Raw genomic sequence first — 16,911 nt, 5'->3', positions numbered from 1 at the left:
CCTCAATCACCATTTTTGCCAGTGGAACGGACCCGGAAGCAATCACTGGTGCTCTAGTAGTCGAGGACCGGGCAGGGAGGCCATGCGCTGGCAACGCTTGCGGCCAAGGTGGCCGGGGCCGATACCATGAACTTCGTCCGCGGCAGCCGCTGCATGCCCCAGCCGCGGAAGTGGTCCATCAGGCGTGCCATGTCCTCGGCAGTGGCGTTCCACGGCAAGTCTCGCACTTCGTCGTCGAAGTCGTCGTAGCCGCGCGGGCGGTGCTGCAGCGGGTCGGCGTTGAGCAGCACGGCTCCGACGCGCGGGTCAGCCCACGCTTGGACGATTTCGCCGATGGCTTGCTGCCCAACCCGCGACGGCGGAACGGGGGTGACATGGCGACGTAATGGATGCCGAGGATTCCGGACGCACTTTCCAGAAGGCGCGGAAGCGGTTCCCGAAAACGGTCTCGTCCGTGATCGATGATCTCCTCGAAGACCCCGTAAGTCGCGCCGTCGAGGTCCCACAGGTCGAAGAAGGCCTGGTCGGGGACGTCCGACCACAGGTAGAATCCAGCCAGTTCTCCCGCGGGCTGGCCGTCGATTTCGATCCTACCCTCGATCTCGACCAGGCACTCCGCGATCCGGAGATCCGGTTCCTCCCCTTCGTCGAGCCGCTGGGCCTTCCACTGGATCGTCATGCCCATGAGGACAAGCCAACCCGGTCCACCCCGTGGTTCAAGCTCCAGCTCGGGCGACACCCCAAGCGCCACGACACCAGATGCCGGGAATCAGGCCGGGAACCTTCCTTCTGTGAAGCTCGGCCTCGACGCCGGGCGTTCTTCCGCCTACGCCTCCGGCCATGCCCGAGCCCCTGTCTCTTGCTGTCCTCGGCTGCGGTTCCCGTGGCCGGACCTATGCGAAGATCGCCGCATCGTTCGGCGATCGTTATCGCATCGTGGCGGCGGCGGATCCGGTGGCGGTGAGGCGGGAAGCCGTGGCCGCGCTGGGGGACTCGGTGGCGGTCTTCGATTCGGCGGAGACCCTGTTCGCCGCCGGCAAGCTGGCCGACGTGCTGGTGATCGCCACCCAGGACTCGCAGCATTTCGACCACGTGATGCAGGCGCTGGAGGCCGGCTACGACGTCCTGCTGGAAAAGCCGGCCGCGGAGTCGCTGGAGCGCTGCGAGGCCATCGACCGCCGGGCCCGCGAGCTCGGCCGGCGGGTCGCGCTGTGCTTCGTACTGCGCTACACGCCCTTCTACTCTACCGTGAAACAGGTCCTCGACAGCGGCCGCCTCGGCCGGGTGATCTCGATGCGCAGCCACGAGGGCGTCGAACCCTTCCACCAGGCCCACTCCTTCGTCCGCGGACACTGGCGCAGCTCGCGCGGATCGACGCCGATGATCGTGGCGAAGTGCTCCCACGACGCCGACCTGATCTGCTGGCTCGGCGGTTCGGCGGCGGCATCCATCTCCAGCTACGGCGACCGTAGTTGGTTCCGCGGGGAGAACGCGCCGGAAGGTGCCCCGGCGCGTTGCAGCGACGGCTGCCCGGTGGCCGAGGATTGCCTCTACGACGCCCACCGCTACCTCGGCGACAAGCGCCGCTGGCTCGGCATGGTCATGGACGGCGCGGACGAGGCGGACGACGACACCGTCCTCGGCTTCCTCCGCACCTCGCCCTGGGGCCGCTGCGTCTACCGCTGCGACAACGACGTCGTCGACCATCAGGTGATCGCCTGCGAACTGGAGAACGGCATCACCGTGACCCACACCATGACCGCCTTCGACTACGGCCGGGCGATCGAGATTTACGGCACCAAAGCCTCGCTCAAGGGCGGCTTGCCCTATCACGAGGCCGGCGCGCCCGAGCTGTGGCTGCGCGACCATGAACACGGGACCATCGAGCCCGTCGAGATCCACAAACCGGCCGACGAAGGCTATGCCGGCCACGGCGGCGGCGACCACGGCATTGTCGACGCCCTCGACCGCCTTTTCCAGGGCCCCGATGCCCTGCCGCCCGGCCTCGACGGCCTGGCCGGTCACCGGCTTGCGTTTCTCTCCGAGACATCCCGGCTGAATCAATGCCCCGCGCACCCCGGTGAGGGGACGCGATGATCCCGCCGGCCGGCAGGATGAAGCGGAACATCGATTCGCCCGATCCCAACATCGGAATTTGCACTTTGAGTTGTCTCGCGCCGCCGACTTAGCCTCGCGTCCGACCGTACTCCCCCGCCACCGATGATCTCTCCCGCCCCCTCCCCCGTCCGCCGTGTCGCGATCGCGGGCACGGGAGTCGCGGTGCCGGAGTTCATCCTGACAGCCGGCGAACTGGACCGCCGCCTCGACCTGCCCGCCGGCGAAAGCCGCCGCGTCACCGGCGTCCTCCAACGCCACGTCGCGACCCGCGAAACCGCTTCCCAGCTCGCCGCCGCCGCCATCCGGGAGGCCCTCGTTGATGCGGGGCTGTCTTGGGAGGACATCGACTGCCTCGTCTGCGCCTCCGCGACCATGGACCAGGCGCTGCCTTACAATGCCGCGATGGTGCTCGCCGAGCTGGGGGACAGGTCGCACCGCGTCGCTTCCCTCGACATCGGCGCCAGCTGCCTGTCCTTCCTGCAGGCGCTGGACCTGATGTCCTGCGCGATTGCAAGCGGCCGCTACCGCCACGTGATGATCGCTTCCGCCGACATCGCGAGCTTCACCACCGACTTCAGGAACCTGCGGGAGAACGGCCTGTTCGGCGACGGGGCGGCGGCGGTCGTCCTGCGACCCGCCGCCGCGGACGAGTCCTCCCGCCTGCTCGCCTCGCGCAGCATCACCTTGCCGGAAGGCGCGGATCTCTGCCGCATCCGCTCCGGCGGCTCGCGCTTCCACCGGCGTGGCGATGACGGCCACGCCCGAGCGCTTTTCGAAATGCGCGGCCGCCCCTTGTTCGCGCTGGTCGCCCGCGAGCTGCCGCGGTTCGTCGAGGGACTTCTGGATGAAGCGGGTGTCGTGCGCGACGACCTGGCCCTGCTGATCCCGCACCAGGCCAGCCGGCAGGCGCTGGATCACCTGCCGAAGCTGCTCGGCATCGGCGCGGAACGGATGGTCGATGTCTTCGGCACCTTCGGCAACCAGGTCGGGGCTTCACTGCCCACCGCCCTCCATTTCGCCATCCATCGCCACGGCCTCGCCCGCGGCCGCACCGCATTGCTGTTAGGCTCCGGCGCCGGCGTCTCGATCGGCGGCATCGTGTTCACCTACTGAGATGACCGCTCCGTTCCTTCCCCCCGTCAAATTCGACCTGCTGAAGGTCGGTCATTGCCAGCACCCGGAGTGCATCGCACTGCGCGGCGGCGGCAGGCGGGCGATCGACTTCCCGGCGCTGGTCGGGTTGATCGAGCATCCGCGCCACGGGTTGATCCTCTACGACACCGGCTACTCGCGGCATTTCAACGAGGCGACCCGGCGCTTCCCCGAATGCCTCTACAGGATCATCACGCCGGTGTCGCTGCCTCCGGAGGAAGAGTTGCTGGCACAGCTCGAGGCCCGCGGCATTCGCGCGGACGACATCGGGATCGTGATCATCTCGCACTTCCACGCCGACCACATCGCCGGCCTGCGGGACTTTCCCCGCTCGCGTTTCATCGCCACCCGCAAGGAGCGTTCCCTGCGGGAGAAGGCGGGCCGTCTCGGGCGCTTGCAGCGGGCCTACCTCCGCGACCTCCTGCCGGCGGACTTCGACTCGCGAGTTTGCCACGCCGAGGACCAGCCCGCCGTGCCCCTGCCGACCGGGTGGCGCCCCTTTGAAAGCGGACGCGATCTCCTTGGCGATGCCAGCCTGCTCGGTCTCGACTTGCCGGGACACACCGCGTCGCAACTCGGCCTTGCCTTTCATGCCGGCCATCTGGGCGAGGTGTTCCTGGTCGGCGATGCCTGCTGGAAAATCGAAGGCCTCGACCAGGACCGCCGGCCGTCACGGATCGCCTACCGCCTGTTCGACGACTCCACGGACTACGACGACACCTTCGGGAGGCTGGTGCAACTGCAAGCGGCGGCGACAGCGCCGAGGATCATCCCGTCGCACTGCGCCCAGACCTGGGACCAGCTCGGCGGCACCACCCACGTCCTCCGTGAATGATCGACTTCTGGTCCTGTGGCACTTCGCCGCGACGCGCTGGTTCCGGGACACCCGCGACCGGGTCCGGCTGCTGGCCCGGCAACAAGCGCGGCTCCGGTGCTTCCTCGGAAAGCTGGTGACCCGCTCGCCCTACTACCGCGGCATGCCACCGGAACTGAGTTCCCTGCCGGTGATAACCAAGCGCGAGTTCCTCGCCCGGTTCGACCAGCTGAATCCTTCCGGCATCACCCTGCAGGAAGCCAGCGCCATCGCGCTACGGGCCGAGCAAGAGCGCGATTTCCGGCCGCAGCTCGCCGGCGGCATCACCGTCGGGCTGTCGTCGGGAACCTCGGGATCGCGCCACGTTTTCCTGGTCTCGCAGGCGGATCGCTGTCGCTGGGCCGGCCAGGTGCTCGGCCGGATGCTGTCCCCGGCTTCCCTCCGCCAAGTCCTCAATCCCTTCGCCCGGCCCTTGCGGATCGCCTTCTTCCTGCGCGCCGGCAGCAACCTCTACTCCACCCTGTCGAGCCGGCGGGTTCACTTCAGCTACTTCGACCTCACCCTGCCCTTCGACGGCTTGATGCGGCGGCTTGCCGAGCTGGATCCCGAAGTCCTCGTCGCACCGGCCACCGTGCTTGCCGCCATCGCGCGACGGGAAAGCGAGCACGCCACCGGCCTGCAGCCGCGCCAGGTCATCTCGGTCGCGGAGGTGCTCGATCCGCGTGACCGGCAGCTCATCGAAGCCGTCTTCCGTCAACCCGTCGCGCAGGTCTATCAGGCCGCCGAAGGGCTGCTGGGCAGCACCTGCAAGGAGGGCCGGATCCATCTCCACGAGGACTCGCTGCACGTCGAGCCGGTGTGGCTGGACGATTCGCGGGACCGCTTACATGCGATCATCACCGACTTCTCGCGGACGGCCCAGTGGTTCGTCCGCTACCAGGTCGACGACCTTCTCCGCCTGTCGCCGACCCCTTGTCCCTGCGGCAGTGCCAATCTCTGCCTGAGCAGCATCGAGGGCCGCGCCGAGGAAGTGCTGTGGCTGCCCGACCCCCGGGGCGTGCTGGCGCCGGTCTTCCCCGACACCCTGCGGCAGGCGATCTACACCATGGAACCGCCGCCGGATCGCTACCGGATCGAGCAACATGGACGCCGCTGGGAAGTCAGGATCCGCCCGGCCGGCGACATCGCCGAGACAGCCATGGCCGTCGCCCTCTCGCGGATGGCCGACAGCCTGGACCTTGCAAAACCCGACATCCATTTCTCGCCATGGATCGACCCACCTCCGGCCGAAAAACCCAAGCGCATCCGCTGCATCTCCCGACCGGCATGAAAACCCGCATCCTCGTCACCGGCGCATCGGGCTTTGTCGGCGGATCGTTCTGCCGTCGCTTCGCGGATCGCGACGACCTCGAAATCCGCGGCCTCGGCCGCCGTGCCACGGAGCTGCCCGGCTACGTCCGCGCCGACCTCACCCGCCCGCTCGAACTCGACTGGACGCCTGACGTCGTCATCCACGCCGCCGCGCGTTCATCGCCATGGGGATCCCTCGCGGAGTTCCGCCTCCAGAACGTGACGGCGACCCGCCACGTCCGCGATTTCTGCGTCGCCCGCGGCGTCCCGAAACTCATCTACATCTCCTCCAGCTCCGTCTTCTACCGCGAGTGCGACCAGGAGGGCATGACCGAGGACAGCCCGATCGGCCCCGGCTACGTGAATCACTACGCGCGGACGAAATCCGAAGGCGAGGAGGTCGTGCGCGGCTTCCCTGGAAGCTGGTGCATTCTCAGGCCGCGGGCGGTCTTCGGCGCCGGCGACACCGTCTTGTTCCCGCGCATCCTGCGTGCCGCCCGCGAAGGCCGGATGGCCGCCATCTCCCGTCCCGGACCACCGGCGACCGGCGACCTGATCTGCATCGAGTCGCTGTGCGACTACCTGCTGCGGGCAGCGATCGACCCGGCGGTGGACGGCGAGATCAACCTCACCAACAACCAACCGGTGGAGATTCAGGCCTTCATCGCCGACATCTTCCGGCGCCTCGACATCCCCCCGCCCACACGCCGGATCTCGCGCGACCGCGCCCTGGTCATCGCGACCCTGATCGAGTGGTTCTACAAGGGTTTCCGGTCCACGACCGAGCCACCCATCACCCGCTTCGGCATCGGGGTGCTCGGCTACAGCAAGACCTTCGACGTCGCCAAATGCCTGCGCGTCCTCGGCCCGCCCAGCGTGAGCCTGGAAGAAGGCGTCGACCGCTTCATCCGCTGGCAAAAGGAGGAACCGGCATGATGACCGCCCTGCTCACCGTCGCCGCCGTCTATCTCGGCTCCCTGCTGCTGCGCGCCCTGCTCGCTGTCTCCTACGCCCGTACGTTGCCCGACAGCGATGCCACCGAACTCCCCGCCGGAACGCTTGCCATCGTCCAGCCCATCCTCAGCGGCGACCCCTTGCTGGAATCGCGGCTGGCCATCAACCTCGGCGCCCTCGCCGGCCAGCGCTTCCTGTGGTTGATCGATGACGACGATCCGGAAGCCTGGCGGGTCGCGGAAAAACTCCGCCGCGAGCACCCGGACGCCGTGCTGCAGGTCGAAGGCTGCCCCCCCTGTCCCGACGGCATCAATCCCAAGCTTTGGAAACTGGAGCGGGCCACCGCGCTGGTGACGGAACCCTATTTCTGCGTCCTCGACGACGACACCACCCTCGGCCCGGAAAGCGCCGCGGCGCTGGTGACGGCGGCTTCCGTCCACAGCGTGGCGACCGGGCTGCCGAGCTACGAGTCGTCCGGGACGCTCGCCTCCGACCTGCTCGGCCAGTTCGTGAACAACAACTCGGCCTTCACCTATCTCGGCACCTCGCGGCTGTTGCCAGCCTTCACCCTGAACGGCATGGGCTACGTGCTCCGCCGCGAGCGCCTGGACCACATCGGCCATTTCCGGCCGATCCTCCGCGAGCTCACTGACGATCTCGCGCTGGCCACCCTGATTCTGAAAAACGGGGGATCGATCCACCAGTCGAAGGCGCCGGTCCGGGTCCGCACCGGGGTCAGGAACCTGGCGCATTACCTGGAATACATGCACCGCTGGTACGTGTTCACCTTGCTGCTGATGAGGCGCCAGTCGCTCGCGGTGCAAGGCTTGATCTTTGCGCTCCACGGCCTTCCCCCGCTGCTCTTCGCCGGGTTGTGGTTCCTCGCCGCGATCATCGCCTCGTGGCAAGCCGCCGCGGTCATGGCCGCGGTGATCCTCGTCCGCATGAGCGTGCTGGTCCTCGTGCAAAGCCGCTTCTTCGGCGCCGGGCTGCACCGCCCGCTGCTATCGATCGCTTCCGAACTGCTGCAGCCGCTGCACCTGCTGCACGGCATGTTGAGCCGCACCATCCGCTGGCGCACCCGGCACTACCGGGTGCGCGACAGCAACGACTTCTCCGCCGTATGAGCACGGCCATCGCCGCCTTCATCACCGGGCACAGCGTGCGCGGCTGCACCGGCTTGTCGCGCGACCAGCGGGACTTCCAATCCCGCAGCTGGCTGCCGTCCGACATGTGGCTGCCGCACAATTTCCCCTACCATCCGAGCTTTCCCTTCCCGGGGAAGTTCTCCCTCGCCACCGCGAGCTTCAACAACATCCGCCACTACCTCGGCTCGCGAAGGCCGGCATTCCGCCAGCGCCATCGCGAGGAGGTGGCCCGCCGCTTTTCGAAACACGAACGGGTCATCCTGCTCGCCGGCAGTTGCGGCCTGGAACTGCTGAACAACCTCGACCTGCCGCCCGGCATCCTGGGCCGCATCCATGTCTTCGCCTACGGCCCGGTTTCGCGGCAGCTGCCTGCCACGGCGTCGCATTGCCTCGTGCAAGGCCGCGGCGACTTCATCTCGAGGTTCTTCCACCCTCGGCCGGACCATCGCATCGTGTCATCCCACATGGGTTACCTCCGCGCTCCGGAAACCCTGCACCTGTTCGACGACTACTGCCGGCGGATCCTCGGCCAGCCCCCCGGTTCGCCATGAAGAAAATCATTCTGGTGGGACCTCCCTTCAGCGGTCACCTGCATCCGCTGCTCGGCATCGGCCGCCGGCTCGCCCCGGATGCCGAGGTCCTCGTGGTGAGCACCCCCGGCGGCGTGAAAGCAGCGGCGGCGGCGGGTTTGAAGGGAATCGCCATCATGGCGGACCACGAAGCCCGGGTCTGGGAGATCGCCGAGCCCGGTATCGGGGTGAAAAACCACCCGCTGAAGCTGTGGCGGCAATTGAAAGCGAATGTCGGGCTGATGACCGGGATGAAGCGGGAGCTGGACGTTCTCTTTGCCGCGGAGCGGCCCGACCTGGTGATCGCCGACTACGTCGTCCCGGTGGCGGGGCTCGCCGCGACCCCGCTCGGCATCCCGTGGTGGACCACCCTTTCCTCGCCCTGCGTCTTTGAAACCCCCGACGGGCCGCCGGCCTACTTCGGCGGGCAGTTTCCAGCCACACGCTGGCACCAGCATGCCCGGCATGCCGTGATGCGCACCGCGACCCGGCGGTTCAAGCGGCTGATGCGCTGGCTCTTCCGGCGCGAGTTCGGCGCGATGGGCTTCACGGACATCTACCGGCCCGACGGCAGCGAGGCCTGCTACTCGCCGCAGTGCGTCCTGGCGCTCGGCTGCCCGGAGATCGAGTTCCCGCGCCGCTACCCGCCGCAGTTCCACCTGACCGGCCCGATCCTCTACACCCCGCCGTTCACCGGCGAGGCTCCGGCCTTCCGGGATGACGGTCGGCCGCACGTGCTGGTGACCATTGGCACCCACCTGCCCCATGCCAAGGCGACCATGGCCGCGGCGATCCGCGCCATCGCCCGGCGGCACCCGGACCTCGTTTTCCACTTCTCCCACGGCAAGGAAAGCGCCCCGCGGAGCCGGAAGGAGGAGAACTTCGACGAGTATCCCTTCATCTCCTATCTGGACCACCTCCACCGCTACGACCTCGTCGTTCACCACGCGGGGTCGGGCGTGCTTCACCACTGCCTCCGGCACGGGATCCCCGCGGTCGTCCATCCCCTGGACTACGATCAGTTCGACTACGCCGCGCGTCTCGTCGCCGCCGGGGCGGCCCTTCCGGCGCGGAGGATCGGCGACCTGGAAGCAGCCATCCTGCGCGCGCTCGGCGATGCCGGGTTGAAAAAGAAATGCCAGGAACTGGCCCGAGCGCTCGCCAACCGCCGTGCCGAAGACCGTATCGCGGCCATGGTCCTGGGCGGCTGAGCCGGGCGGTCAATGCACGTATGACTGGAAGCCGCGCGGCACGAACTCACGGACGATCCCCGCGAGATGGAACCGGGTTTCGTGCCAATTCCGCCAGGGGCATTTCAGGTGGAGCATGATTCGGGTTTTCATCGTCGTCTGATCCTTTCCACCCCTTCAGTCGCGATCCACGGGCGCCGGTTTCATCTTTCCGCGAAAATCTCCCGCGATGGGCGGCAAAGGCCGGAAGGCTTTCCCACGATTCCTTTCCGCCCATCCTCCTTCGCGAACCCGATGAATTTCATCGCCGGTCGCTCCGCCGCCGTGCTTTGAAGGGCGGCACGTGAGCACGCTCAAGTTCAAGCTGACCCTCGCCTTCGACGGCGCCGCCTATCATGGCTGGCAGGGCCAGCGCAGCGGCCGCGGGGTCGAGGACCAGGTGCAAGCCGCGCTCGGGAGGCTGTTCCCCGGGGCTTCGCCGCTGGTCGCGTCGAGCCGCACCGACGCCGGGGTGCACGCCCGCGGCCTGGTCGCGCATTTCGAAGCCCCGCGGGACGAGTTCAAGATGCCGCCCCGCCACCTCGCGCTGGCGATCAATGCCCTCCTGCCCGACGACATCCGGGTCCTCGCGGCGGTCCGGGTGCGGGCCGCTTTCAACGCCCGCTTCGACGCCATCTCCAAGCAGTACCGCTACACGGTGTGGAACCACCCGGTGATGGACCCACTGCGCCGCGGCCAAGCCTGGCACGTGCCGCGCCCGCTGAACGTCGCGGCGATGCGCGCGGCCGCCGCCCTCTTCGTCGGGACGCATGATTTCCGCGCCTTCACCTCGAAGCGGCCGGGCGTCCTCAAGGACCCGGTCCGCACGCTCACCCGCTGCGAGGTCCGCCGCCGCGGCCCGGAGCTGACCGTGGTCATCGAAGGCAGCGGCTTCCTCTACAAGATGTGCCGGGCGATCACCGGCACCTTGGTCCAGCTCGGCGAAGGCCGGCTCCCGGCGGACGGGATCGGGGCAATGCTCGCCGGTGGCGACCGCCGGACCGCGGGCATGAACGCCCCCGCCCACGGCCTGGTGCTGTGGCAGGTCCGCTACCGGCGGCGCTGAGCAGGGACCGATTTCCGCTTCCCGCCCGGCGATCCTTGGTTTTTCCTCCCGCACCCGCCATGTCCGACAAGCTTGCCCAGATCATCGCCACCAAACGCGAGGAAGTTGAAGCCCTGATGCCCCGCGCCGGCATGCTGCGTGCCGCCGCGCTCCAACGGAACGAGTTCCGCGGCTTCCGCGCCGCTCTCGATCGCGGCCCGGACCAGCTCGGCGTGATCGCGGAGGTGAAAAAGGCATCGCCTTCCGTCGGCCTGATCGACCCGAACTTCGACCCGATCCGCCAGGCCAAGCGCTACCTCGACGGCGGCGCCTCCTGCCTGTCGATCCTGACCGATGAAAAGTACTTCCAGGGTTCCCTCAGCTACCTGAGCAAGATCTCGGAGTTCTCCGACGCCCCGCTGCTGCGCAAGGACTTCACCATTCATCCGGTGCAAATCCACGAGGCGATCGTCGCCGGCGCCGATGCCATCCTGCTGATCGTTGCGGCGCTCGACGACGACAACCTCAAGCGGCTCTACGAGGAAGCGAAGACCTTCCAGCTCGATGTCCTGGTGGAAGTCCACAACCTCCCCGAAATGGAGCGCGCGATCGAGCTCGGTGCCGACCTGATCGGGATCAACAACCGCAACCTGAAGACCTTCGAGATCGATCTCGCCACCACCGAACAACTCGCCGACGAGGTCGGTGACGAGGTGCTGCTGGTCTCGGAGTCGGGGCTGCGGACCGTCGAAGACGCCCAGCGCGCCCTCGACGCGGGCGCCAATGCCGTCCTGATCGGCGAATCGCTGATGCGCGCCCACAATCCGGCGGAAGAAATCGAGGCCTACCTGCAACTGGTTGCCCGTTAGGCCCCTGGCCTACCCTGCCCGACCCGCTGAAGCCGCGCCGACCCGTGGTCGTCGGGTTTGTGACGACCTTTTCCCGAGATTTTTCTTGGCGTTTTCACTTCTCGCTGTTGAGACTCATTCGCAACACGGAACCCGCCACGGCATCTCGCTGCTGCGCCTGCTCCCGATTTTTCTCTCATGAAAGCGACTGCCCCTGTCTCCCTTCGTTCCCTCGCCGGCCACCGCGAAAGCCTCGCGCTCACCGGCACCCTCTTGACCCTTTCCCAGATCGGCACGCAGGCCGCCCCGACGCCGCCGGCCGACGAGGAGGCACCGGTCGACGACCTCGCCGAGGTGGTGGTCGATGCCGAGGAAGACACCCTCTACAAGCCGGAGCGCCTCGCCTCGCCGAAGTTCGAGCAACCGCTCCGCGACATCCCGCAGACCCTTTCGGTGGTCCCCAAGGAGGTCATCCGCGAGCAGAACGCCACGACCCTGCGCGACGTCCTGCGCAACACCCCGGGCATCAGCTTGCAGGCCGGTGAAGGCGGCGTCCCGGCGGGCGACAACCTGTCGATCCGCGGCTTCAACTCGCGCACCGACCTCTTCGTCGACGGCGTCCGCGACTTCGGCGGCTACACCCGCGACCCCTTCAACCTTGAACAGGTGGAGATCGCCAAGGGCCCCGCCTCGACCAATGCCGGCCGCGGTTCGACCGGCGGCTCGGTCAACCTGGTCAGCAAGACGCCCCACCTCGACAAGTCCTACGAGCTCATGCTCGGCGGCGGCACCGACGACTACCACCGCGCCACCTTCGACGTGAACCAGCCGATCGAGGCCATCGACGGCGCCGCGTTCCGCATCAACGGGATGTACCACCATGCCGACGTCCCCGGCCGCAACATCGCCACCGAGGAACGGTGGGGGATCGCGCCGTCGATCACCTTCGGCCTCGGCAGCGACACCCGGGCGACCTTCAGCTACTTCTACATGGGCTCCGACGGCATCCCCGACTACGGGTTGCCCTGGGTCGCCTCGCCGAACCTCGCCATCCCCGGCTTCGTCGACCGCATCGCGCCGGTCAGCTACGACAACTTCTACGGCCTGGTCTCCCGCGATTACCTGAAGAACGAGACCCACCTGATCACCGGCGAGATCGAGCACGATTTCAGCGAGTCGCTGCGGCTGCGCAACCTGACGCGGCTCGGCTACACCACCACCGACATGAGCGTGACCGCGCCGCGCTTCGTAGACGAGGACCCGGGCACTCCCGGCAACCAGTACGGCACCACGATCCGCCGCACCGACTGGAAGACCCGCGACCAGATCGACACGATCCTCGCCAACCAGACCGACCTCAACATCGACTTCAACACCGGCAGCTTCGAGCACAAGGTGGTCACCGGCATTGAGATCGCCCGCGAAACCTCGGACAACTTCGGCCGCACCGACTACAACCCCGCCACCGCGCCGGACACCAACCTCTACGCGCCGAACCCCTACGATCCCTACTACGCGATCATCGCCCGCGATGGCTCCGGCACCAAGACCGACGCGACCAGCGTGTCGGCCTATCTCTTCGACACCGTGGACCTCCACGAGCAGTGGCAGTTCAGCGGCGGTCTGCGCTGGGACTACTTCGATGTCGACTACCTGAACAAGGCCACCAGCGGCGCCATCACCGCCCTCGGCCGTGACGACTCGATGTTCAGCTACCGCGGCGCCATCACCTGGAAACCCTGCGAAAACGGCAGCGTCTACTTCGGCTACGGGACCTCCTTCAACCCCTCGGCCGAAGGGCTGTCGCTCAGCAACTCGGCGACCTCGTCCGCGAACGTCAACACCGACCCGGAGGAAAGCGAGACCTTCGAGCTCGGCACCAAGTGGGAGATCCTCGACGAGCGCCTGCTCCTGTCCGCCGCGGTCTTCCGCACCGACAAGACCAACGCCCGCACCCAGGATCCGGCCGACCCGACCGACACCATCGTCCTCGCCGGCGAGCAGCGCGTCCAAGGCATCGAGCTCGGCGTGGCCGGCACGGTCACCGACTGGTGGCGGATCACCGGCGGCTACTCGTACCTCGACAGCGAGGTGCTCGAGTCGAAGAACCCGGCCGAGGTCGGCAAGGAACTGAGCAACACCCCCGAGCACTCGCTCAGCCTGTGGAACGTCTTCACCTTCCCTGCCGGCGTCGATGCGGGCTTCGGGGTCAACTTCGTCGACAGCCGCTTCAGCAATAACACCAACGCCCGCCAGGCCCCGTCCTACTGGCTCTTCGACGCGATGGTCGGCTACCAGGTCAGCGAGAACGTCAGCCTCCAGCTCAACGTCTACAACCTCTTCGACGAGGACTACATCCAGAGCGTCGGCGGCGGTCACTCGATCCCCGGCCAGGGCCGCTCCGCCGTCCTCAGCACCCGCTTCACCTTCTGACCGCCATGTTGATCCGCATCCCCGACGTCCTGACCGCCGACCAGGTCAAGGAAGCCCGCGCCATCCTCGATGCCGCCGAATGGACCGACGGCAAGGTCACCGCCGGCCACCAGTCCGCCAAGGCCAAGGACAACATGCAGTTGCCCGAGGACTCGCCCGCCGCCCGCAAGGTCGGCGACATGATCCTCGGGGCGCTCGGCCGCAACTCGCTGTTCCTGTCCGCCGCCTTGCCGAAGACCGTCTTCCCGCCGCTCTTCAACCGCTATGCCGGCGGCCAGTCCTTCGGGACCCACGTCGACAACGCCATCCGCCAGTTCCCCGGCCGCCCGGAACGGATCCGCACCGACCTTTCCGCGACCCTGTTCTTCGCCGAACCGGACGAGTACGACGGCGGCGAGCTGTGCATCGAGGACACCTACGGCGTACAGAGCGTCAAGCTGCCCGCCGGCCACATGGTGCTCTACCCGTCGACCAGCCTGCACCACGTCACCCCGGTCACCCGCGGCGCCCGCGTCAGTTCGTTCTTCTGGCTGCAAAGCATGATCCGCAGCGACGAGCAGCGCACCCTGCTGTTCGACCTCGATCTCGCGATCCAGCGCATCGGCGGCGAACTCGCCGGCAATCCCGCCGCCGACCAGAGCACCGTCCAGCTCACCGGCGTCTACCACAACCTGCTCCGCCAGTGGGCCGAGCTCTGAGATTTCCAGGCTGCTAGAGTCAGGGACGGGGCACGTGTTCGCATCCGCGTGTCCCGTCCCGCCTTTCTCCCGATGAAACTGATCCGGAAAATCCTGTTCTGGTCCCACCTGGTCGCCGGGCTCGCCGCCGGGCTCGTCATCCTGCTGATGGCGGCCAGCGGCCTGCTGCTGTCCTTCGAGCGCCAGATCACCGAAGCCGCCGACGGCTACCGGGTCGAGGCCAACGGCCCCCGCCTCACCCTGTCCGGACTCCACGCGAAACTGCGCGAGGCGCAGCCCGGCGCACGGCCGACCGGCGTGCAGATCGAGTCCGGGCCGACGGCGCCCGTCGTCTTTCAATTCGGCCGCGAAAAGGCCGTCCACCTCGACCCCTACACCGGCACCGTCCTCGGCGAGGGAGCGGTGAAGACCCGTTCTTTTTTCAAGTGGGTCACCGAATTCCACCGCTGGCTCGCGATGAGCGGCAAGGCCCGCGACACCGGCAAGTCGGTCACCTCCGCCGCCGCCCTGGTGTTCTTTTTCATCCTGCTCAGCGGCCTCTTCCTCTGGATCCCCAAGCGCTGGACGAAGCGCGGCCTGCTCGCCATCACCACTTTCCGCCGCGACCTCCGCGGCCGGGCCCGCGACTGGAACTGGCACAACGTCCTCGGCCTGTGGTTCGCCCTGCCCTTGCTGCTCACTGTCTCCACGGGTCTGGTCATCGCCTACCCGTGGGCGAACAAGTTGCTCTTCCAAGCCGTGGGCGAAAAGCCGCCCGAACGCGGCGGCCCGCCCGGCGGGGCCAAGGGCAAGGGCGGCCCTCAAGGCAAAGGCCCCGGCCGCGAGGCCCCGGCCGCAGGACCGGAGTCCCTGCCCGCAGGCATCGACGCCGCCGTCGCCCGCGTCGCCGGACAGCGGCTGGCCTGGCAGCAGATCCAGTTTTCCTTCCCCGAAAAGAACGAGCTCAAGCTCTTCGTCACCGACGGCCACCGCGGCCGCCCGGACCTGCGCCGCGAATTCACCGTCGACCTCGCCACCCGCGAGATCACCGCCGCCACCGGTTTCGACCAGCAATCCACCGGCCGCCAGCTGCGGACCTGGGTCCGCTGGCTGCACACCGGCGAGGCGCTCGGCTGGATCGGACAAACGGTTTCCGCCCTCGCCTGCGCCGCCACCCTGGTCCTGATCTGGACCGGCTTCGCGCTGAGCTGGCGGCGCTTCACCCGGCGCCGCGGTGCCCCTTGACCAGGGCTTTTTCGCTGCTCTGTTGGGGCGCCCATCCGATCCCGCCGTGCCCCGATTTCCCTTCCTCCGACGCCTCCGCCCGATCCTCGACTGCCTCGGCGTCTGCGGTGCCGGCCTGCTCTATGCCTGCGCGCTGAAATACTTCGTCTTCCCCGCCGAAGTCATCCTCACCGGCTTCGAGGGCATCGCCGCGGCCACCGGCTACTTCTTCGGCGACCCCCGCCTGTTCCTCGTCATCTACATCGCGGCGCAAGCGGTGCTGGCGGCCTTCGCCTTCTTCAAGATCAGCCGCACCTTCGCGGTCCGCACCATGCTCACCGTCGGGGCCGTCGTCGCCGGGCTCGCCTTCCTGCCCGCCCTCGAGTTCGCCAACCCGGAACCGCAGAACGAACGCATCCTGCTGGTCCTCTTCGGTGGCATCCTCGCCGGCCTCGCCAAGGCGCTCTCCCTGCGCCTGCGCGGCTCGACCGGCGACGAGGACATCCTCGGCGCCTGGTTCGCGATGAAGTACCTCAAGCCCGTCGGCAACGTCGCCATCGCCGCCGCCGCGGTCTCGACCACATACGGCCTGATCCTCGCCTTCCTCAAAAGCGGCGACATCGAGCCGGTCATCAACACGCTGATGTACACCGCCATCTACATCTTCACCTCGGCGGAGACCCTCAACAACTTCTTCCGCAAGTTCAAACTCGTCGTCCTCACCACCTTCGGCAAGGACCCGGCCACCCTCGGCCGCGCCATCGTCGACGCCGCACCTCACCGCACTTACACCATCCAGGAAGCCACCGGCGGTTTCTCCTCCGAAAGCATCCGCCTGGTCCGCACCGTCATCACCCACGAGGAACTCCCCGTGGTGCTGGATCTCATCCGCGAGCGCGCGCCGGACGCCTTCTGGTTCCACCACGACATCGAGGGCATCTCCAGCAACTACGAGATCAAGCCGATCGGCTGATCCGCCGTCACGGCACCCTCAAGCCGGCGGACGAGCCGCCCTGCAACTCCGCCAGCCGGCGGTCGGCCGCGCGGATCCCGTCCAGCAGCTTCATCTGCTTGGCGACCTCGCCGTCGAGGTGGGTAATGCCACGCTGCAGCTGCGCCGCCATCGTCTCCTTCATCGCCTCGACCGCCGCGGCCTGAAACCCGGCGTCGGCGGCCGGCGCCCCCGGCGACCGCGCGGGATCGAGGGCATCCAGCAAAAACTCCGCCAGGAAATGCGGCTGGCAGGTGCCGTAAATCTTCAGCCCCAGTTTGAAGAGATCGAGTGCCACCGGCCTCATCGCCGCGACGCCCCGGCTTTCCCAGGTTCGCTCCAGCTTCAGCGCCTCTTCC

Annotated in this window: 16 protein-coding genes and 1 pseudogene; 14 read left to right on the top strand and 3 right to left on the bottom strand. The window is 67.7% G+C overall.

The window, feature by feature from the left end; genetic code table 11:
• Positions 1-53: 53 nt before the first annotated feature.
• Positions 54-290, bottom strand: a complete 237-nt coding sequence (locus IG178_RS17540; RefSeq protein WP_193213877.1) for a hypothetical protein — start codon at positions 288-290, stop codon at positions 54-56.
• Between the two features lie 550 nt (positions 291-840).
• On the opposite strand from IG178_RS17540, the gene IG178_RS17535 reads away from it, so the two are divergent.
• The 8 genes from IG178_RS17535 (at position 841) to IG178_RS17500 (ending at position 9,316) form a co-directional block, all read left to right on the top strand.
• Positions 841-2,097 carry a Gfo/Idh/MocA family protein gene (locus IG178_RS17535; RefSeq protein WP_193213876.1) on the top strand — a complete coding sequence of 419 codons (1,257 nt, stop codon included), beginning with the start codon at positions 841-843 and terminating at the stop codon, positions 2,095-2,097.
• A 123-nt stretch (positions 2,098-2,220) separates the two neighbouring features.
• Positions 2,221-3,231 (top strand): 3-oxoacyl-[acyl-carrier-protein] synthase III C-terminal domain-containing protein, encoded by a 1,011-nt coding sequence (locus IG178_RS17530; RefSeq protein WP_226895542.1) that lies wholly within the window; start codon positions 2,221-2,223, stop codon positions 3,229-3,231.
• A 1-nt stretch (position 3,232) separates the two neighbouring features.
• Positions 3,233-4,105, top strand: a complete 873-nt coding sequence (locus IG178_RS17525; protein WP_193213875.1) for an MBL fold metallo-hydrolase — start codon at positions 3,233-3,235, stop codon at positions 4,103-4,105.
• Complete coding sequence (locus tag IG178_RS17520; RefSeq protein WP_193213874.1) at positions 4,098-5,414, top strand: F390 synthetase-related protein; 1,317 nt, start codon at positions 4,098-4,100, stop codon at positions 5,412-5,414. The genes IG178_RS17525 and IG178_RS17520 overlap by 8 nt, the downstream gene beginning before the upstream one ends.
• The gene (locus IG178_RS17515; RefSeq protein ID WP_193213873.1) at positions 5,411-6,370 is read left to right on the top strand and encodes an NAD-dependent epimerase/dehydratase family protein; all 960 of its coding nucleotides are present in this window, start codon (positions 5,411-5,413) and stop codon (positions 6,368-6,370) included. The genes IG178_RS17520 and IG178_RS17515 overlap by 4 nt, the downstream gene beginning before the upstream one ends.
• The gene (locus tag IG178_RS17510; RefSeq protein WP_193213872.1) at positions 6,367-7,515 is read left to right on the top strand and encodes a glycosyltransferase family 2 protein; all 1,149 of its coding nucleotides are present in this window, start codon (positions 6,367-6,369) and stop codon (positions 7,513-7,515) included. The genes IG178_RS17515 and IG178_RS17510 overlap by 4 nt, the downstream gene beginning before the upstream one ends.
• Positions 7,512-8,087, top strand: coding sequence for a hypothetical protein (locus tag IG178_RS17505; RefSeq protein ID WP_193213871.1), 576 nt, complete (start codon positions 7,512-7,514; stop codon positions 8,085-8,087). The genes IG178_RS17510 and IG178_RS17505 overlap by 4 nt, the downstream gene beginning before the upstream one ends.
• Positions 8,084-9,316, top strand: coding sequence for a glycosyltransferase (locus IG178_RS17500; RefSeq protein WP_193213870.1), 1,233 nt, complete (start codon positions 8,084-8,086; stop codon positions 9,314-9,316). Before IG178_RS17505 ends, IG178_RS17500 begins: the two co-directional genes overlap by 4 nt.
• 9 nt (positions 9,317-9,325) lie before the next feature.
• On the opposite strand, the gene IG178_RS25965 is transcribed toward IG178_RS17500, so the two are convergent.
• Positions 9,326-9,448, bottom strand: a complete 123-nt coding sequence (locus tag IG178_RS25965) for a hypothetical protein (RefSeq protein ID WP_255518987.1) — start codon at positions 9,446-9,448, stop codon at positions 9,326-9,328.
• A 190-nt stretch (positions 9,449-9,638) separates the two neighbouring features.
• Here IG178_RS25965 and truA point away from each other — a divergent pair, with 190 nt between their 5' ends.
• The 6 genes from truA (at position 9,639) to IG178_RS17465 (ending at position 16,534) form a co-directional block, all read left to right on the top strand.
• Positions 9,639-10,400: a tRNA pseudouridine(38-40) synthase TruA gene (gene truA / locus IG178_RS17490; protein WP_193213868.1), complete on the top strand. Its 762-nt coding sequence runs from the start codon at positions 9,639-9,641 to the stop codon at positions 10,398-10,400.
• Between the two features lie 59 nt (positions 10,401-10,459).
• Complete coding sequence (trpC, locus tag IG178_RS17485; RefSeq protein ID WP_193213867.1) at positions 10,460-11,248, top strand: indole-3-glycerol phosphate synthase TrpC; 789 nt, start codon at positions 10,460-10,462, stop codon at positions 11,246-11,248.
• A gap of 177 nt (positions 11,249-11,425) precedes the next feature.
• Positions 11,426-13,660, top strand: coding sequence for a TonB-dependent receptor (locus IG178_RS17480; RefSeq protein ID WP_193213866.1), 2,235 nt, complete (start codon positions 11,426-11,428; stop codon positions 13,658-13,660).
• Positions 13,661-13,665: 5 nt separating this feature from the next.
• Positions 13,666-14,358: a Fe2+-dependent dioxygenase gene (locus IG178_RS17475; RefSeq protein ID WP_193213865.1), complete on the top strand. Its 693-nt coding sequence runs from the start codon at positions 13,666-13,668 to the stop codon at positions 14,356-14,358.
• 72 nt (positions 14,359-14,430) lie between these two features.
• Positions 14,431-15,582, top strand: coding sequence for a PepSY-associated TM helix domain-containing protein (locus tag IG178_RS17470; protein WP_193213864.1), 1,152 nt, complete (start codon positions 14,431-14,433; stop codon positions 15,580-15,582).
• A 46-nt stretch (positions 15,583-15,628) separates the two neighbouring features.
• Entirely contained in the window at positions 15,629-16,534 is a 906-nt protein-coding gene (locus IG178_RS17465; RefSeq protein WP_343226003.1) for a YitT family protein, read from the top strand.
• Between the two features lie 7 nt (positions 16,535-16,541).
• Here IG178_RS17465 and IG178_RS17460 read toward each other — a convergent pair.
• Positions 16,542-16,911, bottom strand: a pseudogene (locus IG178_RS17460) (hypothetical protein); the annotation flags it as partial.

Source organism: Neoluteolibacter marinus (genome assembly GCF_014904755.1).
GTDB lineage: Bacteria > Verrucomicrobiota > Verrucomicrobiia > Verrucomicrobiales > Akkermansiaceae > Haloferula > Haloferula marina.
The sequence above is the reverse complement of the archived record's forward strand: the minus strand, read 5'-3'. Positions and strand labels throughout refer to the sequence as shown.